The sequence below is a fragment of the Burkholderia sp. AU28863 genome, assembly GCF_002223195.1.
GTDB classification, from domain to species: Bacteria; Pseudomonadota; Gammaproteobacteria; order Burkholderiales; family Burkholderiaceae; genus Burkholderia; species Burkholderia sola.
Map to the genome: position 1 here is coordinate 508,647 of NZ_NKFE01000003.1, position 21,589 is coordinate 530,235.

A 21,589-nucleotide genomic window follows, 5' to 3' on the forward strand; every position below is an offset into this window, starting at 1 on the left:
ATGGCTGACACACTATCCGATATCCCGCCCGTGCTGATCGTCGGCGCGGGGCCGACCGGCCTTGCCGCGGCGATGAGCCTCGCGCGGGCCCGCGTGCCGGTGCGCATCATCGATCGTCTCGTCGCGCCCGCGCCGTTCTCGCGTGCGATCGGCATCCAGGCGCGCACGCTCGAACTGCTGGAGCAGCATCGCGCGGTCGAACCGTTTCTCGCGCTCGGCCATCGCGCGCATGCGGCCGAGCTGCATGCCCACGGTCGCGTGATCGCGCGGCTCGATTTCGATCCGCTGCAAACGCGCTATCCGTATCTGATGTTTCTCGACCAGAGCATTACCGAGCGGCTGCTCGCCGAGCACCTGGCCGGGATGGGCGTGACCGTCGAACGCGGTACGGCGCTGACCGCTTGCGACGCGGGCGGCACGTCGCTCGACGTGACGTTGCGCCGCGCCGACGGCCGCGACGAGTCGTTCGCCCCGTCGTACCTGATTGCCGCCGACGGCGCGCACAGCACGGTCAGGCACCTGCTCGGCCTGGGCTTTGCCGGGCATGCGTTCGAACAGACTTTCCTGCTGGCCGATTTCGCGGCGATACCCGACTGGCCGGACGAGGAGATCCATCTGTTCACGACGCCCGCGGGCATCGCGGGCCTGTTTCCGATGGGCGGCGGCCGTTATCGGCTCGTCGCGGACCGGCCGCCCGGCAGCGGCGCATCGCCCGACGCGGCGCCGCCGTCGCTCGACGAATGCGACGCAATCGTCCGCGCGCGCGTCGGCGCATCGATCTCGCCGAGCGATCTCGCGTGGTCGTCCTATTTCCATCTGCACAGCCGGATGGTCGACCGGCTGCGTCACGGCCGCGTGTTTTTCGCGGGCGACGCCGCGCACGTCCACAGTCCGGCCGGCGCGCAGGGCATGAATACCGGCATCCAGGAGGCGTTCAACCTCGGCTGGAAGCTTGCACGCGTCCTCCGCGCAGGCGCGCCCGAGCGGTTGCTCGACACGTATCACGCGGAGCGCCATCCGATCGAGCGCGACGTGTTGCGGCAGACCGGTTTCGTCACGCAGGTCGTCGAAGCCGAGCGCGGTGCGATGAAGCTGTTGCGCGATCACGTCGTGCCGCTGCTCGCGTCGTTCGGGCCGATGCGCGACGCGGTCAGGCGCACGGTGAGCGAACTCGGCGTGCAGTACCGGAAGAGTCCGCTCACGCTCGAGCGCGTGCTCGACGGCGGCCCGCGCGCGGGCGAGCGCGCACCCGATGCACTCGTGCACGTGCTCGACGGGCCGCTCGGTCGCGCGCCCGGCACGGCGCGGCTATACGATCTTCACGATCCGGCGAGTTTCACGCTGTTGCTGCTGGAAGAGCCGGCGAATACCGACGCCGGCGAGGTGCCGCCGATCCCGGCCGATGCGCAAGCGCTCGTGCAGGGGCTCGAACGGATCATGCCGGAAGCGGTGCGCGCGTGGCGCGTCGCCGATGCCGAAGGCGACGGTGCGGCGGGGCTCGCGCAGGAATACGGCCGCTCGCGGCCGTCGTTCTATCTGCTGCGGCCCGACGGCTATGTCGCCGCGCGCGGGCGCACGACGACCGACGCGAACGCGTTGCTGCGCCACTGCGAAAGCTGGTTCGCGGGCATGCCGGTATCCGCGTAGCCGCGCGCTCAGGCGGGCGCCGCGGCAGGGGCGAGCGACGCGCGATGCGTGGCGATCGCGTCGCGCACGATCGGCGCCGCGCGTTGTCCGGCTTCGCTCGACGGGTCGTCGAGCGCGGCGAGCAACGCCCGACGCATCCGCGGCTCCCAGAAGCGCCGGATATGCTCGGCGATGCCGGCCAGCGCTTCGTCGCGATCGGGCATCGATTCGAAGAACGCGCCGATCTGGTTGGCCATGTCGATCAGGTGGTCGTGGTCCATGATTGCCTCACTTGCCTGTCGTCACGGCGGCCGGCGCGGCCGCGCGGCGCTCGAGCAGGTCGAGCTGCTCCGAGTTGAAGCGCGCGTACGCGCGCTGCCAGTCGGACGGCTGCGCAACCGGCATCACCTGCACGGCCGTGACCTTGTATTCGGGGCAGTTGGTCGCCCAGTCGGAGCTGTCCGTCGTGATCACGTTCGCGCCCGATTCAGGGAAGTGGAACGTGGTGTACACGACGCCCGGCTGCATGCGCTCCGTCACGAGCGCGCGCAGCACCGTCTGCCCCGCGCGCGATTCGATGCCGACCCAGTCGCCGGTGCGGATCCCGCGATCCTGCGCGTCGTGCGGATGGATCTCGAGCCGATCCTCTTCATGCCATCGGACGTTTTCGGTTCGGCGCGTCTGCGCGCCGACGTTGTATTGCGACAGGATGCGGCCCGTCGTCAGGATCAGCGGATAGCGCTGCGTGACTTTCTCCGGCGTCGGAATGAACTTGGTGATCACGAACCGGCCCTTGCCGCGCACGAACGTGTCGATGTGCATGGTCGGCGTGCCTTCCGGCGCGTGTTCGTTGCACGGCCACTGGATGCTGCCGAGCGCGTCGAGCTTCTCGTACGACACGCCCGAGAAGGTCGGCGTGAGCCGTGCGATCTCGTCCATGATTTCCGACGGATGCGCGTAGTGCATGTCGTAGCCGAGCGCCTGCGACAGCAGCAGCGTGACTTCCCAGTCCGCGTAGCCCGCGAGCGGCGGCATCACCTTGCGCACGCGCGAGATCCGGCGCTCCGCGTTCGTGAACGTGCCGTCCTTTTCGAGGAACGTCGAGCCCGGCAGCAGCACGTGCGCGTATTTCGCGGTTTCGTTCAGGAAGATGTCCTGCACGACGATGCATTCCATTGCCGACAGCGCGGCCGCGACGTGCTGCGTGTTCGGGTCCGACTGGACGATGTCCTCGCCCTGGCAGTAAAGCCCCTTGAAGCTGCCGTCGAGCGCCGCGTCGAACATGTTCGGGATGCGCAGCCCCGGCTCCGGCTGCAGCGTGGCCGACCAGGCCTGTTCGAACTGCGTGCGCACGACCTCGTCGCCGATGTGTCGGTAGCCGGGCAGTTCGTGCGGGAACGAGCCCATGTCGCACGAACCCTGCACGTTGTTCTGACCGCGCAGCGGATTGACGCCGACGCCTTCGCGGCCGACGTTGCCGGTCGCCATCGCGAGGTTCGCGATGCCCATCACCGTCGTCGAGCCTTGCGCGTGTTCGGTGACGCCCAGGCCGTAGTAGATCGCGGCGTTGCCGCCCGTCGCGTACAGGCGCGCGGCCTCGCGCACCAACCCGGCCGGCACGCCCGTCACGTCCGCGGTCGCCTCGGGCGAATTGTCCGCCTGCGCGACGAAGTCGCGCCATTGCTCGAACGCGCGCGTGTCGCAGCGCTCGGCGACGAATGCGTTGGCCACCAGCCCTTCGGTGACGATCACGTGCGCCAGTGCGTTGACGATCGCGACGTTGGTGCCCGGGCGCAACTGCAGATGATGCGTGGCCTTCACGTGCGGGCCGTCGACGACGTCGATGCGGCGCGGGTCGATCACGATCAGCTTCGCGCCTTCGCGCACGCGCCGCTTCAGCCGCGAGCCGAACACCGGATGACCGTCGGTCGGGTTCGCGCCCATCACGACGATCACGTCGGCCTGGCCGACCGATGCGAACGTCTGCGTGCCGGCCGATTCGCCGAGCGTCGTCTTGAGGCCATAGCCGGTCGGCGAGTGGCACACGCGTGCGCAGGTATCGACGTTGTTGTTGCCGAACGCGGCGCGCACGAGCTTCTGCACGAGATAGGTTTCCTCGTTCGTGCAGCGCGACGACGTGATCCCGCCGATCGAATCGCGGCCGTACTTCTGCTGCAGCTTGCGGAATTGCGTCGCCGCGTAGGTGAGGGCTTCGTCCCAGCTCACTTCGCGCCACGGGTCGGTGATCTTCTCGCGGATCATCGGCTTCGTGATGCGGTCCTTGTGTGTCGCATAGCCCCACGCGAAGCGCCCTTTCACGCACGCGTGGCCTTCGTTCGCGAGACCGTTCTTGTACGGCGTCATGCGCACGACCTGCGTGCCCTTCATCTCGGCCTTGAACGAGCAGCCGACGCCGCAGTACGCGCAGGTCGTGACGACCGAGTGCTCGGCCTGCCCGAGCTGCACGACGGATTTTTCCTGCAGCGTGGCCGTCGGGCATGCTGCGACGCATGCGCCGCACGACACGCATTCCGACGCCATGAACGATTCGCTTTCGCCGGCGGCGACACGCGATTCGAAGCCGCGCGCGGCGATCGTCAGCGCGAACGTGCCTTGCGTTTCCTCGCACGCGCGCACGCAGCGGTTGCAGACGATGCACTTCGACGGATCGTACGTGAAGTACGGATTCGATTCGTCCTTCGTGTCCTTCAGGTGATTGGCGCAGTCGTTGCCGTAGCGCACTTCGCGCAGCCCGACCACGCCGGCCATGTCCTGCAACTCGCAGTCGCCGTTGGCCGGGCAGGTGAGGCAGTCGAGCGGGTGATCGGAGATGTACAGCTCCATCACGTTGCGGCGCAGCGACTGCAGCCGGTCCGACTGCGTGCGCACCTTCATGCCGGCTTCGGCGGGCGTCGTGCACGATGCCGGATAACCGCGCCGGCCTTCGATCTCGACGAGGCACAGCCGGCACGAGCCGAACGGTTCGAGCGAATCGGTCGCGCACAGCTTCGGGACGTTGACGCCGGCTTCGATCGCCGCGCGCATCACCGACGTGCCGGCCGGCACCGTGACCGGCTGGCCGTCGATTTCGAGCGTGACGTCGGTATCGGCGTACCGTTGCGGCGTGCCGTAGTCGGTATCGTCGTGCGGATCGCGTGCGCGCGCCTGGGCGGCGCTCTTGCACGCGCATTGGCCCGAGCCGCAGCCGCCTTGGCGGACGTTGTTCGTGTCGAGGGACATGCAGGGCTCCTTCTGGGTCAGGCCGCGGCCTTGACCGGGCCCGACGCGGCATCCTTGCCGGCAGCGAGCCCGAAATCTTCGGGGAAATGGTCGAGCGCGGACAGCACCGGGTACGGCGTCATGCCGCCCATCGCGCACAGCGAACCGGCCAGCATCGTGTCGCACAGGTCGCGCAACAGCGTGACCTGCCGCTCCGACGTGTCGCCGCGGCGAATCCGCGCGATCGTCTCGACGCCGCGCGTCGAACCGATCCGGCACGGCGTGCACTTGCCGCACGATTCGATTGCGCAGAACTTCATCGCGTATTCGGCCAGCTCGGCGAGATTCGACGTGTCGTCGTGCAGCACGATGCCGCCGTGGCCGACCACCGCGCCGATCGCCGTGTACGCTTCGTAGTCGAGCGGCACGTCCCACTGGTGGTCGGGCAGGTAGGTGCCGAGCGGGCCGCCGACCTGCGCGGCGCGGGCCGGCCGGCCGCTGGCCGTGCCGCCGCCGAAGTCGAACAGCAGCTCGCGCAGCGTGACGCCGAACGCGAGCTCGACGAGGCCGCCGTGACGGATGTTGCCGGCAAGCTGGAACGGCAGCGTGCCGCGCGAGCGGCCCATCCCGTAGTCGCGATAGAACGCGGCGCCGCGCGCGAAGATCACGGGCGCCGTCGCGAGCGTGATCACGTTGTTGATGACGGTCGGCTGGCCGAACAGGCCCGCGAGCGCGGGCAGCGGCGGCTTCGCGCGCACGACGCCGCGCTTGCCCTCGAGCGATTCGAGCAGCGCCGTTTCCTCGCCGCATACGTACGAGCCCGCGCCTTTCGCGACGTGCAGCTCGAACGCGTGCGCGGAGCCGAGCACGTGCTCGCCGAGCCAGCCGGCTTCGCGCGCGCGGACGATCGCGGCTTCGAGCATGGCGATCGCGTGCGGGTATTCGCTGCGCACGTAGATGTAGCCGACCGTCGCGCCGGTGGCGACACCCGCGATGATCATCCCTTCGATCAGGCAATACGGATCGCATTCCATCAGCAGGCGGTCGGAGAACGTGCCCGAGTCGCCTTCGTCCGCGTTGCAGACGATGTATTTCTGCGCGGCGCGGGCTTGCCGCACGGTACGCCACTTGATGCCGGCCGGGAACGCCGCGCCGCCGCGGCCGCGCAGCCCCGACTCGATCAGCGCTTCGCATGCGGCGTCGCCGTCGAGCGCCAGGGCGTTCTTCAGGCCGGCGAGGCCGTCGTGTTGCAGGTAGTCGTCGATCGACAGCGGATCGGTCAGGCCGATCCGCGCGAACGTGAGCCGCTGCTGGCGCGCCAGATAGGGCAGCGCGTCGACGAGGCCGACGCCGCTCGGATGCGCGCCGCCGTCGAGCCAGTTGGCGTCGAACAGGGCCGGCACGTCGGCGGCCGACAGGTTCGCATAGCCGACGCGGCCCGCGGCCGTCCCGACCTCGACGAGCGGCTCGAGCCACAGCAGCCCGCGCGAACCGTTGCGGACCAGTTCGATCGCGACGCCGCGTCGTTCGGCTTCGGCCGCGATCGCGGCGGCGAGCGCGTCGGCGCCGAGCGCCAGCGCGGACGAATCGCGCGGAACGTAGATGCGGGTCGTCATGCGGCCTCCGGCGTGTGGGCGACCGCGTCGGCCAGCAGCACGTCGAACTTCTCCGGCGTGACCTTCGCATGGAGCACGCCGTTGACCGTCATCGACGGCGATTGCGCGCACAGTCCGAGGCAGTAGACCGATTCGAGCGCGACGTCGTCCGGCGTGTGGCCTGCGGCCCCGTCGCCGTGCGCGGCGTCGAACCGGCAGCCCGTGCGGGCTTCCGCGTGGGCGGCGAGCGTTTCGCAGCCCATGCTGCGGCACGCTTCGGCGCGACACATCTGGATCGTCACGCGCGCGGGCGGCGCGGTGCGGAAATGGTGGTAGTAGGTCAGGACGCCGTGCACTTCCGCGCGCGACAGGTTCAGCGCTTTGGCGAGCGGCGCAACGCAGCCCGGCGGCACGTAGCCCGCGTCGTCCTGGATCGCATGCAGGATCGCGACGAGCGACCGGCCGGCGCGCGCATGGCGCTCGACGAGCGCGTCGGGCGCAGGGGAATTCGGGGACATCGGTTATGCTCCTCCAAAGTCTCATATGCGCTCGGAATTCATATAGTGCGCAGCGGGACTTCGTTCTGATTGATTTTAGCCAACGATAAGCGGAAGATTCCGCGGTCGCAATAGGAAATCGGAGTGCATAATTGATTCGGATCGAATGCGACGCGTATCTGACCGTACGCGACACCGAAGGCCGGTCGGCCAGCCTCTCCGACGTCGCACCGCTGCTGGAGCTCGTGGCCGAGACGGGCAGCATCGCGCAGGCCGCGCAAGCCAAGGGGCTGTCGTACCGGCACGCGTGGGGCATGCTCCGCGCGCTGGAGTCGTGCATCGGCGGCGAGTTGATCGAGACCGCGCGTGGCAAGGGTTCGACGTTGTCGGCGCTCGGGCAGGCGGTCGTCGATGCGCAGCGCCTTGCGCGCAGCCGCCTCGACGGAAACCTGCGCACGCTGGCGGCCGAGGTGGCCAGCGAGTTGAACCGGCGGCTCGCGCAGCGCGACGGCGCCGTGCGCATTCATGCGTCGCACGGGTATGCGGTGGCGACGCTCGTCTCCGCACTCGTCGATGCGCAGGCGGCCGTCGACATCAAATACCGCGAGAGCGTCGAGGCCGTGCAGGCGCTCGCGCGCGGCGAATGCGACCTCGCCGGCTTCCATTTGCCGCGCGGCGCGTTTCGCGCGCAGTGCGCGCAAATCTACCGGCCCTGGCTCGACGACACGCGCCACGTACTGATCCACCTGACGCGCCGCCAGCAGGGGCTGTTCGTCCCGCGCGGCAACCCGAAGCAGGTCCGCGGGCTGGCGGATCTGGCACGCAACGACATCCGCTTCGTCAACCGCCAGCCGGGGTCGGGCACGCGGATGCTGCTCGATCTCGCGTTGCGCGCGATCGGCATCGATCCGGAGCGCATCGACGGCTATGCGTCCGCTGAGCTCACGCATTCGGCGATCGCGGCGTTCGTCGCGAGCGGCATGGCCGATCTCGGTTTCGGCGTCGAGCCGGCCGCCCGTCATTTCGGGCTCGACTTCATCCCGGTCGTCGATGAAGACTATTACTTCGCATGCGAACGCGCGCGGCTCGATGTGCGGCCGCTGGCCGACGTGCTGGCGCTGTTGCGCGACGCCCGCTTCGTCGAGCGCGTCGCGCGTCTCGACGGCTACGATCCGGCCGCGTGCGGCGCGCTGGAACCCGTCGCGACCGGGCTGGCCGGCGGCGACGGCGCGCGCGCGCCGGACGGCAATTCCCGGTAACGAGACGGCGATCGAAGCGCGCTGCAGCAGCGGGGGATTTGCGCTACGCTTGCCGCTCGATCAACGTTCCAACAAGCACGCCGTTCAGGCGTCATCCCGACATGAAATTTTCCGTTCCCCTTGCCGCGGCAGCGTTGACCGCAGGGCTGCTGGTCGTCGCTTCGCCGTTTGCGTTCGCGCAGAATTCCCCGGGTGTGCCCGGCGGCATCCTGAGCGAACAGTTCCGCTTGAACGAACATCCGCAGATGCCGTTCGCGGCGTCGGCGCCGTCGGAGAAATACCAGATCGGCAAGAAGTCGGCATTGCGGCGCAAGGGTGACTTGGGCGATCCGAACGGCTGCAACCTGAAGTGCCCGATGGATACCCGGTAACGGGCGGGCAGCGTATCGGCGCCAGAGAGCGGGGCGTCTCTTCTACGCCGCGGCCTGGTCAACTGGCGGACGCTGCGTACGCTGCGCTCCGATCCCGCGTGATTCGAGCCCCGCGAAGCCCGTCGCTTCGCGGGGCTCGTGCTTTTCGGCGAGCGTTCATGTAACGCGGGACGGGCGAAGCGGCCGTCCGCCCACGTGGCCGTGCCGACAGCGATTCAGGGTTAACCCGTAAATCAGGAAGGATGTCTTCCTGAAACCTGCCTTATTCTTAAGCATCCACCTACATAAACTTCGGTTTGTCGGCGCTGATCAAGGTGTTCACCGCCGAATCAGACAAACCTGGAGGTAGGTCATCATGAAGTCGCTCGTTCAAGCCGTTGTCGTTGCTGCCGCTCTCGTTGCTCCGGTCGCGTCGTTCGCCCAGTCGGGTTCGACGATCACCCGTGCGCAGGTCCGTGCCGAACTGGTTCAACTCCAGCAGGCCGGTTACAACACCGCCCGCGGCGAGGATCCGCATTATCCGGAAGCGATCCAGGCAGCCACGGCGCGTGTCGCGGAGCAGCAGCGCAGTGCGCTCGCTCAAGCTCGCGGCGCCGACGCCAGCGGCTACGGTGCGCAGGCACAGGGCGCATCGGCGTCGGGTTCGCGCGCAATGGGCGTGCGCCCGGCCAGCGCGGAAGAAATGAAGTCGCTGTACCGCGGCAGCTAAGCTGCACATCGCCCGGTATCGGCGGCGCGGGCCCCGGCGCGGCGATGCATCGCGCGCTGCCCGAAGCCTGACCACCGGGCTGGCCGCCGCCCGGCGCAATCGATGATGGCGCGGGCGCGGCAGAACATCCGTCACCTCCGGCCGCCGAACACCGGCGGCATTCCGCCCGGCCCGCCCGTGGCTGGGCGCTTTTTCGGAAGGAGTGGGGCGTGCGCGTTTCGCCGGCAACAAAAAACCCCGCAGACTTGCGTCATGCGGGGTTCGTGCGACGAGCGCGGAATTTGGTGGAGGCGGCGGGAATCGAACCCGCGTCCAGAAGCGCTCCACGACTAGTTCTACATGTTTAGTCCAGTCTTTTGATTTAACCGCAGCGACGCGGACGAACACGCTGCACTACGGCGATTCGCTAGATTTTCGACCCTGGCGTCGCGACGCCGACAGGGCTTAACTGACGTAAATGACCTCTGGCGGTATTGCTACCGGTCTTGCGACACTAGCCCGTCAGTGAACTAGGCAGAGGACGGCGGCCCTTAGGCTGCCAGTGCGAACGTATCGTCGTTTGCAGTTACGATTTTCCCATTGATTAACGAGGTGACGGGTCCTCGACATGCCCTAGCCGCTTCACAACCCCTGTCGAAACCAGGTCGCCCCCGCGGATAAGATCAACCATTATAGCCCAACATCGCGCAGCAGGTCCCGCAGTTCCTGCGTCGTGTCGACGAGGTGCTGCGCCTGCCAGTTGGCCGGCGCGACGCCGTCGCCGCAATAGCCGTACGCAGCTGCGACGGTGGCCATGCCGGCGGCGCTGCCGGCCTGAATGTCCCGTAGGTCGTCGCCGACGTAGACGATACGTGCGGGCTCGAGCGTCAACTGGTCGGCCGCATGCAGCAACGGGGCCGGATGCGGCTTCGGGTGCGGCGTTGTGTCGCCCCCGACGACGCAGGCCGCGCGCGGCGCGAGGCCCAGCAGCTCGACGAGCGGTGCCGTGAGCCGCATCGCCTTGTTCGTGACGATGCCCCAGCGTACGCCGCGCGCATCGAGTTCGTCGAGCACGTCGCCGATGCCGGGAAACAGCGTCGTATGCACGCAGAGGTCGGCTGCGTAGTTGGCCAGGAACTCGTCGCGCATCGCTTCGTAGCCGGGCGTGTGCGGGTCGATGCCGAACGCGCCGCCGAGCAGGCCGCGCGCGCCCGCCGAGGCCAGCGGCCGCAGCACGTCGAGCGACGTTTCGGGCAGGCCGCGCTCGCGCTGCATCTTGTTGACGGCTGCCGCGAGATCGGGCGCCGTGTCGGCGAGCGTGCCGTCCAGATCGAACAGGACCGCATCGCAGTGCAGCAGGCGCGGTTCGTCTGCGATCCGCGCGGTCGAAAGGGGAGTCGTCATGCCGGTCAACAGGTCATGCGCCGCGTCGGCATGCGACGAGGTAGTTGATGTCGGTATCGTTCGACAGCGCGAAGCGCTTGCCGAGCGGGTGATACGTGATGCCCTTGATCTCGACGATGTGCAGATCCGTCGCGCGGACGAAGCCGGCCAGTTCCGACGGGCGGATGAAGCGCGCGTAATCGTGCGTGCCCTTCGGCAGCATTTGTGCGATGTATTCCGCGCCGATCACCGCGAACAGGTAGGACTTCAGGTTGCGGTTCAGCGTCGAGAAGAACACCCAGCCGCCCGGCTTCACGAGGGTCGCGCACGCGGCCACGATATCGCCGGGCGACGGCACGTGCTCGAGCATCTCCATGCACGTGACGACGTCGTAGCTGCCCGGTTCGCGCGCGGCGATCGCTTCGGCGGCGATCGCCTCGTAATCGACCGAAATGCCGCTTTCGAGACTGTGCAGGTCGGCCACGCCGAGCGCTTCGGTCGACAGGTCGATGCCTTTCACCTGCGCACCGAGTCCGGCCATCGACTCGGACAGGATGCCGCCGCCGCAGCCGATGTCGAGCACGCGCTTGCCGGCCAGGTGCGCATGCGCGTCGATCCAGCCGAGCCGTACCGGGTTCAGGTCGTGCAGCGGTTTGAATTCGGCATTCGGGTCCCACCACCGATGGGCGAGGTCGCTGAATTTCTGGAGTTCGTGCGGATCGGCGTTGGTCATGTCGGCAAACGGGCTACGAGAGGAGGGCAGTGCGTCAGCCCCGAGTATATAAGCGGGCGGACGGCGAGGCCAGCAAGCGCCTGGACGGGCGTCAATGAAAAAGCCCCGCCGGAGCGGGGCTTTGAAGCAGTCGAAAACCGCGGCTTAGTTTGCCGGAACGGTCGTCTTCTGGACTTCTTGCGTACCGACCACTTCGACTTCCACGCGGCGGTCCGGTGCGAGGCAGGCGATGAGTTGCTTGCGGTTCTTCTGGTTGCAGCCGGTCGTAACCGGGTTGCGCTTGCCCTTGCCTTCCGTGTAGATCTTGTTGGCCGGCACACCCTTGCTGACCAGGTACGACTTCACGGCTTGCGCACGGCGCAGCGACAGACGGTCGTTGTACTTGTCCGAACCGATGCGGTCCGTGTAGCCCGTTGCGACGACCACTTCCGTGTTCATGCCCTGGATCTTCGACGACAGTTCGTCCAGCTTTTGCTTGCCCAGCGGCTTGAGCGTTGCCTTGTCGAAGTCGAACAGCGCGTCAGCTTGATACGTGATCTTCTGGCTCGTGATGGCCGGAGCGACCGGAGCGACCGGCGGCTGCGGTGCCTGGGCGACCAGTGCGCCATCGCACTTCGCGTTGGCGGTGGCCGGCGTCCAGAATGCATCGCGCCAGCAGAGCTCGTTCGTGCCGTTCATCCACACCCATTCGCCCGTGCCGTTCACCCAGTTGTCATTGACGGCTTGACGCGACGCCGGCACCGACTGTGCCGAAGCGGATGCAGCCATAACTGCGGTAGCTGCAATGAACGCGAGCTTTGAAAGTTTATTCATATTTCTCCTCTCGAAATTGAGATTACCGCAGGTTTACTGCGAGCCTGTTGACGGTGACAAGTCATACATTGCTCGAAGTATAACATTGGTGCGGCACAAAAAACGCGGCACCGCTCTGTGTAGACTTCGAGCAGCGTCTAACTTTCAGTGCGTTGGCATTTTGCCATATCGTTCCCTTCCTACGAAAAAAAATCCTCCCCACCCCAAGATCGCTTCAACTTTGTGGTGCATGCGCAACACCGCCCTGCCGTAACTTTTAGAGATTGTCAAGAGTGGGGCGGCGAAATTGCGCGATTGCATGCAGTTGTTTACTCGCGCGCAGGAAACGCGGCGGATGCGATCGCCTGCGACGTCGCGTCGCGCACCCTTTCGCCGGGCCGGTTTCGACCGATGATTTCGGCCGATTCGCCGCGGCCGCGATTTTTGCTGTTTACATATAGAGGGGGAGGCGGATTGGCGGCCGATGGGCGCATGTTAGAATCTCGCGTTGCGTTGCGCATGCAGCGCCCACGCGAAAGGCGTTCGCCGTCTTCGCTCCGAAACGATACGGATACATGGATCAATTCGCCAAAGAGACCCTGCCCACCTCCCTAGAGGAGGAAATGCGCCGTTCGTATCTCGATTACGCGATGAGCGTGATCGTCGGACGTGCCCTCCCGGATGTCCGCGATGGCCTCAAGCCCGTGCACCGGCGCGTGTTGTTCGCGATGCACGAACTGAACAACGACTGGAACCGCGCGTACAAGAAGTCGGCGCGTATCGTCGGTGACGTGATCGGTAAATACCACCCTCACGGCGATACCGCGGTCTACGACACGATTGTGCGGATGGCGCAGGATTTCTCGCTGCGCTACATGCTGATCGACGGGCAGGGCAACTTCGGCTCGATCGACGGCGACAATGCCGCGGCGATGCGTTACACCGAAATTCGCATGGCGAAGATCGGTCACGAGCTGCTCGCCGACATCGACAAGGAAACGGTCGATTTCGAGCCGAACTACGACGGCAACGAAATGCAGCCGTCGGTCCTGCCGTCGCGCATTCCGAACCTGCTGATCAATGGCTCGTCGGGCATCGCGGTCGGCATGGCGACCAACATCCCGCCGCACAACCTGAACGAAGTCGTCGACGCGTGCCAGCATCTGCTCGGCAACCCGGAAGCGACGATCGACGAGCTGATCGAGATCATCCCGGCGCCGGACTTCCCGACGGCCGGCATCATCTACGGCGTCGCCGGCGTGCGCGACGGCTACCGCACCGGGCGCGGCCGCGTCGTGATGCGTGCGGCCACGCACTTCGAGGAGATCGACCGCGGCCAGCGGATGGCGATCATCGTCGACGAGCTGCCGTACCAGGTGAACAAGCGCTCGCTGCTCGAGCGGATCGCCGAGCTCGTCAACGAGAAGAAGCTCGAAGGCATTTCCGACATCCGCGACGAATCCGACAAGAGCGGCATGCGCGTCGTGATCGAGCTCAAGCGCGGCGAAGTGCCGGAAGTGGTGCTGAACAACCTGTACAAGGCGACGCAGCTGCAGGATACGTTCGGCATGAACATGGTCGCGCTCGTCGACGGCCAGCCGAAGCTGCTGAACCTGAAGGAAATCCTGCAGTGCTTCCTGTCACACCGACGCGAAGTGCTGACGCGCCGCACGATCTACGAACTGCGCAAGGCCCGCGAACGCGGCCACGTGCTCGAAGGTCTCGCGGTCGCGCTCGCGAACATCGACGAGTTCATCGCGATCATCAAGGCCGCGCCGACGCCGCCGATCGCGAAGCAGGAACTGATGGCGAAGCCGTGGGATTCGTCGCTCGTGCGCGAGATGCTGACGCGCGCCGAGAGCGAGAACGCCGCGGCCGGCGGCCGTTCCGCGTACCGTCCGGAAGGCCTGAACCCGGCGTTCGGGATGCAGACCGACGGGCTGTACCGCCTGTCCGACACGCAGGCGCAGGAAATCCTGCAGATGCGTCTGCAGCGCCTGACCGGCCTCGAGCAGGACAAGATCATCGGCGAGTACCGCGACGTGATGGCCCAGATCGCCGACCTGCTGGACATCCTCGCACGCCCCGAGCGGATCACGACGATGATCGGCGAGGAGCTGACCTCGGTGAAGGCCGAATTCGGCGACGCGCGCCGCTCGAAGATCGAGCTGAACGCGACCGAGCTGAACACCGAGGATCTGATCACGCCGCAGGACATGGTCGTCACGATGTCGCACGCGGGCTACGTGAAGTCGCAGCCGTTGTCCGAGTACCGCGCGCAGAAGCGCGGCGGTCGCGGCAAGCAGGCGACGCAGATGAAGGAAGACGACTGGATCGAGACGCTCTTCATCGCGAACACGCACGACTACATCCTGTGCTTCTCGAATCGCGGCCGTGTGTACTGGGTCAAGGTCTATGAAGTGCCGCAGGGTTCGCGCAACTCGCGTGGCCGGCCGATCGTCAACATGTTCCCGCTGCAGGAAGGCGAGAAGATCAACGTCGTGCTGCCGGTCAAGGAATTCTCGGCCGACAAGTTCATCTTCATGGCGACGTCGCTCGGCACCGTGAAGAAGACGCCGCTCGAAGCGTTCAGCCGCCCGATGAAGAAGGGCATCATCGCGGTCGGCCTCGACGACGGCGACTACCTGATCGGTGCGTCGATCACCGACGGCGCGCACGACGTGATGCTGTTCTCGGACTCCGGCAAGGCCGTGCGTTTCGACGAGAACGACGTGCGTCCGATGGGGCGCGAGGCGCGCGGCGTGCGCGGCATGCAGCTCGAGGACGGGCAGCAGGTCATCGCGATGCTGGTCGCGGGCAGCGAGGAGCAGACCGTGCTCACCGCGACCGAAAACGGCTACGGCAAGCGCACGCCGATCACCGAGTACACGCGCCATGGCCGCGGCACGAAGGGTATGATCGCGATCCAGACGTCCGAGCGCAACGGCAAGGTCGTGGCTGCCACGCTCGTCGACGCCGAGGATCAGATCATGCTGATCACGACGGCCGGCGTGTTGATTCGCACCCGCGTGTCCGAGATTCGCGAGATGGGGCGCGCCACGCAAGGTGTTACACTCATCAGTCTCGATGAGGGTACGAAGCTCTCTGGCCTCCAGCAGATCGCCGAGGCCGAAGAGGGAGAGGGCGAAGCCGACGAGGCGTCGGACGGCGAAGCCTGAAGAACGGATGAGACTCTGGCCGCCGCGGGCGAAAAGCGCCGCGGCCGGCGAGCAACCATTCATATTTCCAAAAGGGAGTGATGATGCAAAAGCAATTCAAGCAACTGGTTCTGCTGGCTGCACTGGTGCCGACTTTCGCGATGGCGCAGGCGCTGTCGAATTCCGCACCGGCTGCTCCGGCGGCAGCTGCGCCGATCGACGCCGACAAGAAGGCGGCGATCAAGGATCTGCTCGACGCGATCGACGCGCCGAAGCTCGTGTCGGCAATCGGCAACAGCGCCGAAATGCAGGCGAAGCAGCTCGTGCCGGCCATCCTGTCGGACGCGCTGTCGGAAAACAAGACGCTGAACGACAAGCAGAAGCAGGCTGCCGTTCCGACGCTGCAGAAGAACGCGGTGCCGAAGCTGGTCGACGGCGCGGGCAAGGTGTTCGGCACGCAACAGTTCCAGAGCGACGCGATGTCGGCTCAGTACGACGCGTACGCGAAGTACTACAGCACGTCGGAGATCAAGGATCTGACGACGTTCTACAAGAGCCCGACGGGCCGCAAGTTCATCCAGGTTCAGGATCAGGTCGGTCGCGACGTGGTCAACGGCCTGATGCAGAAGTACATGCCGCAAGCGATCCAGGCAACGCGTACGCAGGCTGACAAGGAAGTCGCAGCAGTCAAGCCGGGCAAGTAAGCTGTCCGGCCGCGCCCCCGGCCGTTCGGCCGGGTTTGGCGGGAGCCTGACGACAGTGCGATAATGGCCGTTTGCGCGCGAGCGCAAGCGGCCATTTCTTTTCTGGCGCGTTTTGCCGGCGGCAAGCCGGTCGCGTCCCTCCCGAGGTTTTCACGATGCGCGTCTTTAATTTCTCCGCCGGCCCTGCGGCGATGCCCGAGGAAGTGCTGCGGCAAGCCGCCGACGAAATGCTCGACTGGCACGGCAGCGGCATGAGCGTGATGGAGATGAGCCATCGCGGCAAGGAGTTCATGTCGATCCACGAGGCCGCGCTGACCGACCTGCGCGACCTGCTCGGCGTGCCGGCGAGCCACCGGATCCTGTTTCTGCAGGGCGGCGGCATTGCGGAAAACGCGATCGTGCCGATGAACCTGCTGGGCGCGCGCACGACGGCCGACTTCGTCGTGACCGGTTCGTGGTCGCAGAAATCGTTCGGCGAGGCGAAGAAGTTCTGCACGCCGCATCTGGCCGCGAGCGGCAAGACGGAAGACGGCTTCACGCGTGCGCCCGCGCGCGCGGAATGGCAGCTGTCGGACGATCCGGCCTACGTGCATCTGTGCACCAACGAGACGATCGACGGTGTCGAGACGTTCGAGATCCCCGATCTCGGCGACGTGCCGCTGGTCGCGGATGTCTCGTCGCACATCCTGTCACGCCCGATGGACGTCGCGAAATACGGCGTGCTGTTCGGCGGCGCGCAGAAGAACATCGGGATGGCCGGCGTGACGGTCGTGATCGTGCGCGAGGATCTGCTCGATCGCGCGCTGTCGATCTGCCCGTCCGCGTTCGAATGGAAGACCATCGCCGCGAACAACTCGCTGTACAACACGCCGCCCACCTACGCGATCTACATCGCGGGCCTCGTGTTCCAGTGGCTGAAGCGGCAGGGTGGCCTCGAAGCGATCGAGGCACGCAATATCGAAAAATCGAAGCTGCTCTACGACACGATCGACGCGAGCAGCTTCTATCTGAACAAGGTCGAGCCGGCAGCGCGTTCGCGGATGAACGTGCCGTTTTTCCTGGCCGACGAAACGCGCAACGAAGACTTCCTTGCCGGCGCAAAGGCGCGCGGGCTGCTGCAGCTGAAGGGCCACAAGTCCGTCGGCGGCATGCGGGCGTCGATCTACAACGCGGTGCCGCTCGAGGGCGTGAAGGCGCTCGTCGAGTACATGAAGGACTTCGAGCAGCGCGGCGCCTGACGGCGGCGCTGTTCAAACAGCACGGCAAAACGCATGGACGACGAACTGAATTCCCGCCTGAAACCGCTGCGCGACCGCATCGACGCGATCGACGCGCAGCTGATCGCGCTCCTGAACCAGCGCGCCGCGGTGGCGCTCGAGGTGGGCGAGGTCAAGAAGCATTTCAACGCGCCGGTGTTCCGGCCCGAGCGCGAGCTGCAGGTGATCGCGCGGCTGCAGGACATGAGCGCCGGGCCGCTCGCGAGCGAGCACATCAGCGCCATCTGGCGCGAGATCATGGCGGCGAGCCGTGCGCTCGAGCAGACGATCCACGTCGCGTTCCTCGGGCCGGTCGGCACGTATAGCGAGCAGGCGATGCTCGAGTATTTCGGCCAGTCGATCGAAGGACTGCCGTGCCCGTCGATCGACGAGGTGTTCCGCTCGGTCGAGGCCGGTGCGTCCGCGTTCGGCATCGCGCCGGTCGAGAATTCGACCGAAGGCGCCGTGTCGCGCACGCTCGACCTGCTGCTGCAGACCCAGCTGGTGATCAGCGGCGAACTCGCGCTGCCGATCCATCACAACCTGCTCACGCAGAGCGGCACGCTCGACGGCGTGACGCGCGTCTGCGCGCACGCGCAGGCGCTCGCGCAATGCCAGCAGTGGCTCGCGGCGAATGCGCCGCAGCTCGAGCGGCAGGCCGTGGCGAGCAACGCGGAGGCCGCGCGCCTCGCGGCGGCCGATCCGAGCGTCGCCGCGATCGCGGGCGACCGCGCGGCCGCGCACTATGGATTGCAGATCGCGTTCTCGCTGATCCAGGACGATCCGCACAATCGCACGCGCTTCGTGATCGTCGGCAAGCAGCCGGCCGGGCAGAGCGGGCACGACCAGACGTCGCTGATCGTGTCCGTGAAGAACGAGCCGGGCGCCGTGTTCAAGCTGCTCGAGCCGCTCGCGCGGCACGGCGTGTCGATGACGCGCTTCGAGTCGCGTCCGGCGCGCGTCGGCACGTGGGAGTACTACTTCTATATCGACATCGAAGGGCACCGTGACGATGCGGCGGTGGCGGCCGCGCTCGCGGAACTCGGTCAGAAGGCCGCGTTCCTGAAGATACTCGGTTCGTATCCGCGCGCGCGCTGACGCGCGGCGGCCGTCGCCTGCTTGCGCAGGCGGGGCGGCCGGGCGGGCAGGGCAGGCCGGTCGGCGCTGCCGAAGGCGGGTTCGGGCGGTATCCGGCGCAGGTTGCGCCGGGTGCGGGCCCGTTGCCCGGAATCTGGAATTCCGCGTGCGGGGCGTCGTTTCGCGCGCGTAACTTGGCTCTTGTCGTGTCAGGCTTTGCATTCAACAAACTGGTCATCTTCGGCGTCGGCCTGATCGGCGGATCGCTGGCCCGCGCGCTGCGCGAGCGCGCGCCGGGCGGCGCGGGCGAGATCGTCGGCGTCGGCCGTTCGCGCGCGTCGGTCGAGCGCGCGCGCTCGCTCGGCGTGATCGACCGCGCGGCGGCACTCGACGACGACGCGCAATTGCGCGACGCGCTTGCCGGCGCCGATCTCGTCCTGCTGGCCGCGCCCGTCGCGCAGACGGGCCCGTTGCTCGCGCGTATCGCGCCGTGGCTCGACGGCGCGACGATCGTCACCGATGCCGGCAGCACCAAGTCCGACGTCGTCGCGGCCGCGCGCGACGCGCTCGGCGCGCGGATCGCGCAGTTCGTGCCCGGTCACCCGATCGCGGGGCGCGAATCGAGCGGCGTCGAGGCGGCGTTGCCGGACCTCTACGTCGGCCGCAACGTCGTGCTGTGCCCGCTGCCGGAGAACGCGCCCGAAGCCGTGGCCCGGATCGACGCGATGTGGCGCGCGACCGGCGCCGACGTGCGCACGATGAGCACCGAACAGCACGATCGCGTGTTCGCGTCGATCAGCCATCTGCCGCACGTGCTGTCGTTCGCGCTCGTCGAGCAGATTCTCGGCGAGGCCGACGCGGAACTGAAATTCTCGTACGCGGCCGGCGGTTTCCGCGATTTCACGCGCATCGCGGCGTCGAACCCGGAAATGTGGCGCGACGTGTGCGTCGCGAACCGCGCGGCGCTGCTCGACGAACTCGACGGCTACACGCGCGTGCTCACGCGGCTGCGCGCGGCGATCGACGCCGGCGACGGCGCGGCGCTCGAAGCCGTATTCACGCGCTCGCGCGCCGCACGCAAGGCATGGCAGGAGCGCGGCGGCGCGCCCGCTGCCGAACCGGTCAAGAAATAACAGGACGATTCCCATGGACTACCTCGATCTCGGCCCGTACTCCAGCGCTTCGGGCACCGTGCGCCTGCCCGGCTCGAAGAGCATTTCGAACCGCGTGCTGCTGCTCGCGGCGCTCGCCGAAGGCGAAACGACGATCACCAACCTGCTCGCCTCCGACGACACGCGCGTGATGCTCGACGCACTCGGCAAGCTCGGCGTGAAGCTCGCGCGCGACGGCGACACCTGCGTGGTCACCGGCACGCGCGGCGCGTTCACCGCGAAGACGGCCGACCTGTTCCTCGGCAACGCGGGCACGGCCGTCCGGCCGCTGACCGCCGCGCTCGCGGTGAACGGCGGCGACTATCGCGTGCACGGCGTGCCGCGCATGCACGAACGGCCGATCGGCGATCTCGTCGACGGCTTGCGCCAGATCGGCGCGCAGATCGACTACGAGCTGAACGAAGGCTACCCGCCGCTGCGGATCAAGCCCGCGACGATTGCGGTCGATGCGCCCATCCGCGTGCGCGGCGACGTGTCGAGCCAGTTCCTCACCGCGCTGCTGATGACGCTGCCGCTCGTGAAGGCGAAGGACGGCAGGATCGTCGTCGAAGTCGACGGCGAGCTGATCTCGAAGCCGTACATCGACATCACGATCCGGTTGATGGCGCGCTTCGGCGTGACCGTCGAGCGCGAAGGTTGGCAGCGCTTCGTCGTGCCGGCCGGTGTTCGCTACAAGTCGCCGGGACGGATCATGGTCGAGGGCGATGCGTCGTCCGCGTCGTACTTCCTCGCGGCCGGCGCGCTGGGCGGCGGCCCGCTGCGGGTCGAGGGCGTGGGGCGGGCGAGCATCCAGGGCGACGTCGGTTTCGCGAACGCGCTGATGCAGATGGGCGCGAACGTGACGATGGGCGACGACTGGATCGACGTGCGCGGCATCGGCCACGATCACGGCAAGCTCGAGCCGATCGACATGGACTTCAACCTGATTCCCGACGCGGCGATGACCATCGCGGTCGCGGCACTGTTCGCGAGCGGCACGAGCACGCTGCGCAACATCGCGAGCTGGCGCGTGAAGGAAACGGACCGCATCGCCGCGATGGCGACCGAGCTGCGCAAGGTCGGTGCGATCGTCGAGGAAGGCCCCGACTATCTCGTCGTCACGCCGCCGGAAAAGCTCACGCCGAATGCGGCGATCGATACGTACGACGATCACCGGATGGCGATGTGCTTCTCGCTCGTCAGCCTGGGCGGCGTGCCCGTGCGGATCAACGATCCGAAGTGCGTCGGCAAGACGTTCCCCGACTATTTCGACCGCTTCGCCGCGCTCGCCAAAGCCTGACCCGACTGTTCCGATGAAATCGACCCGCCCCTTTCACCCGACTCCCGTCATCACGATCGACGGCCCGACCGCTTCCGGCAAGGGCACCGTCGCGGCGCTCGTCGCCGCGCACCTCGGCTTCCACCTGCTCGACAGCGGCGCGCTGTACCGGCTCGCCGCGCTCGCGAGCGTGCGCTACGGAATCGCCGCGGAAGACGTCGACGCGCTGGTTAAGCTGATCGACGACCTGCACATCACGTTCCGTGAAGGGTGCGCGCAGCTCGACGGCGTCGACGTGTCGAACGACATTCGTGCCGAAGCGGTCGGCAACCGCGCGTCGGCGATTGCCGTGCACGGCCCCGTGCGCACCGCGCTCGTCGCGCGCCAGCGCGCGTTCCGCAAGACGCCGGGCCTCGTGGCGGACGGGCGCGACATGGGCACCGTGATCTTCCCGGACGCCGTGCTGAAGGTGTTCCTGACGGCCAGCGCCGAGGCGCGCGCGACCAGGCGGCATAAGCAATTGATGCAAAAAGGTTTTTCTGCTAATATAGATGACTTGCTCCGGGATCTTCGTGAACGTGACGCGCGCGACAGCAATCGCGCAGCCGCGCCGCTGAAGCCTGCGGCAGATGCCAAGCTGCTCGATACGTCGGCGCTTTCGGTCGATGAAGCCGTCGACCAGGTGCTGCAGTGGTACCGGGCGCTCGGCCAGCCCGCCTGACAAGGCGGGCAGCGGTAGGTGCTCCGCATCGCAAGCGCGGAGCGTGTTTCGAACCCTTAACCCCGTGTGGTCCTCGATCT

Annotated in this window: 18 protein-coding genes and 1 other RNA gene; 11 read left to right on the plus strand and 8 right to left on the minus strand. The window is 67.1% G+C overall.

Features of this window, described 5'->3' with window-relative positions; genetic code table 11:
• Entirely contained in the window at positions 1–1,647 is a 1,647-nt protein-coding gene (locus tag CFB81_RS04745) for an FAD-dependent monooxygenase (protein WP_089434700.1), read from the plus strand.
• Positions 1,648–1,655: 8 nt separating this feature from the next.
• Here CFB81_RS04745 and CFB81_RS04750 read toward each other — a convergent pair whose 3' ends face one another.
• The 4 genes from CFB81_RS04750 to CFB81_RS04765 are packed head-to-tail and all read right to left on the minus strand — an operon-like array spanning position 1,656 to position 6,958.
• Positions 1,656–1,907, minus strand: a complete 252-nt coding sequence (locus CFB81_RS04750) for a formate dehydrogenase subunit delta (protein ID WP_089434701.1) — start codon at positions 1,905–1,907, stop codon at positions 1,656–1,658.
• A 7-nt stretch (positions 1,908–1,914) separates the two neighbouring features.
• Entirely contained in the window at positions 1,915–4,866 is a 2,952-nt protein-coding gene (gene fdhF / locus CFB81_RS04755) for a formate dehydrogenase subunit alpha (RefSeq protein ID WP_089434702.1), read from the minus strand.
• 17 nt (positions 4,867–4,883) lie between these two features.
• Positions 4,884–6,461, minus strand: coding sequence for an NADH-quinone oxidoreductase subunit NuoF (locus tag CFB81_RS04760; protein WP_089434703.1), 1,578 nt, complete (start codon positions 6,459–6,461; stop codon positions 4,884–4,886).
• Entirely contained in the window at positions 6,458–6,958 is a 501-nt protein-coding gene (locus CFB81_RS04765) for an NAD(P)H-dependent oxidoreductase subunit E (RefSeq protein WP_069621085.1), read from the minus strand. Before CFB81_RS04765 ends, CFB81_RS04760 begins: the two co-directional genes overlap by 4 nt.
• A 131-nt stretch (positions 6,959–7,089) precedes the next feature.
• Here CFB81_RS04765 and CFB81_RS04770 point away from each other — a divergent pair, with 131 nt between their 5' ends.
• The 3 genes from CFB81_RS04770 to CFB81_RS04780 all read left to right on the plus strand — a co-directional run bounded on the left by CFB81_RS04770 (position 7,090) and on the right by CFB81_RS04780 (position 9,276).
• Positions 7,090–8,196, plus strand: coding sequence for a substrate-binding domain-containing protein (locus CFB81_RS04770; protein ID WP_089434704.1), 1,107 nt, complete (start codon positions 7,090–7,092; stop codon positions 8,194–8,196).
• A gap of 101 nt (positions 8,197–8,297) precedes the next feature.
• Positions 8,298–8,567 (plus strand): hypothetical protein, encoded by a 270-nt coding sequence (locus tag CFB81_RS04775; RefSeq protein WP_089434705.1) that lies wholly within the window; start codon positions 8,298–8,300, stop codon positions 8,565–8,567.
• 355 nt (positions 8,568–8,922) lie between these two features.
• Positions 8,923–9,276, plus strand: a complete 354-nt coding sequence (locus CFB81_RS04780; protein ID WP_069621083.1) for a DUF4148 domain-containing protein — start codon at positions 8,923–8,925, stop codon at positions 9,274–9,276.
• 282 nt (positions 9,277–9,558) lie between these two features.
• Here the strand turns inward: CFB81_RS04780 and ssrA are convergent.
• From ssrA to ompA, 4 genes are all read right to left on the minus strand, one after another.
• Positions 9,559–9,928, minus strand: a transfer-messenger RNA (tmRNA) gene (ssrA, locus tag CFB81_RS04785).
• A 17-nt stretch (positions 9,929–9,945) separates the two neighbouring features.
• Positions 9,946–10,659 (minus strand): phosphoglycolate phosphatase, encoded by a 714-nt coding sequence (gene gph, locus CFB81_RS04790; RefSeq protein WP_069621082.1) that lies wholly within the window; start codon positions 10,657–10,659, stop codon positions 9,946–9,948.
• A 13-nt stretch (positions 10,660–10,672) separates the two neighbouring features.
• Positions 10,673–11,371 (minus strand): bifunctional 2-polyprenyl-6-hydroxyphenol methylase/3-demethylubiquinol 3-O-methyltransferase UbiG, encoded by a 699-nt coding sequence (gene ubiG / locus CFB81_RS04795; RefSeq protein WP_069621081.1) that lies wholly within the window; start codon positions 11,369–11,371, stop codon positions 10,673–10,675.
• Positions 11,372–11,515: 144 nt separating this feature from the next.
• On the minus strand, positions 11,516–12,184 hold the full coding sequence (gene ompA / locus CFB81_RS04800; protein ID WP_050011546.1) for an outer membrane protein OmpA: 669 nt from the start codon (positions 12,182–12,184) through the stop codon (positions 11,516–11,518).
• Positions 12,185–12,738: 554 nt separating this feature from the next.
• Here ompA and gyrA point away from each other — a divergent pair.
• From gyrA to cmk, 7 genes are all read left to right on the plus strand, one after another.
• The gene (gyrA, locus tag CFB81_RS04805; RefSeq protein ID WP_050011545.1) at positions 12,739–15,342 is read left to right on the plus strand and encodes a DNA gyrase subunit A; all 2,604 of its coding nucleotides are present in this window, start codon (positions 12,739–12,741) and stop codon (positions 15,340–15,342) included.
• A gap of 83 nt (positions 15,343–15,425) precedes the next feature.
• Positions 15,426–16,025, plus strand: coding sequence for a DUF2059 domain-containing protein (locus CFB81_RS04810; protein ID WP_006486966.1), 600 nt, complete (start codon positions 15,426–15,428; stop codon positions 16,023–16,025).
• Positions 16,026–16,180: 155 nt separating this feature from the next.
• Complete coding sequence (gene serC / locus CFB81_RS04815; protein ID WP_069621080.1) at positions 16,181–17,263, plus strand: 3-phosphoserine/phosphohydroxythreonine transaminase; 1,083 nt, start codon at positions 16,181–16,183, stop codon at positions 17,261–17,263.
• 33 nt (positions 17,264–17,296) lie between these two features.
• A complete protein-coding gene (gene pheA, locus CFB81_RS04820; protein ID WP_089434706.1) occupies positions 17,297–18,379 on the plus strand; it encodes a prephenate dehydratase in 1,083 nt (360 codons plus the stop codon).
• A gap of 185 nt (positions 18,380–18,564) precedes the next feature.
• Positions 18,565–19,491: a prephenate dehydrogenase/arogenate dehydrogenase family protein gene (locus CFB81_RS04825; protein ID WP_089434707.1), complete on the plus strand. Its 927-nt coding sequence runs from the start codon at positions 18,565–18,567 to the stop codon at positions 19,489–19,491.
• Between the two features lie 13 nt (positions 19,492–19,504).
• Entirely contained in the window at positions 19,505–20,809 is a 1,305-nt protein-coding gene (gene aroA, locus CFB81_RS04830; protein ID WP_089434708.1) for a 3-phosphoshikimate 1-carboxyvinyltransferase, read from the plus strand.
• 13 nt (positions 20,810–20,822) lie between these two features.
• Positions 20,823–21,509: a (d)CMP kinase gene (gene cmk / locus CFB81_RS04835; RefSeq protein WP_059574065.1), complete on the plus strand. Its 687-nt coding sequence runs from the start codon at positions 20,823–20,825 to the stop codon at positions 21,507–21,509.
• Positions 21,510–21,589 lie beyond the last annotated feature (80 nt).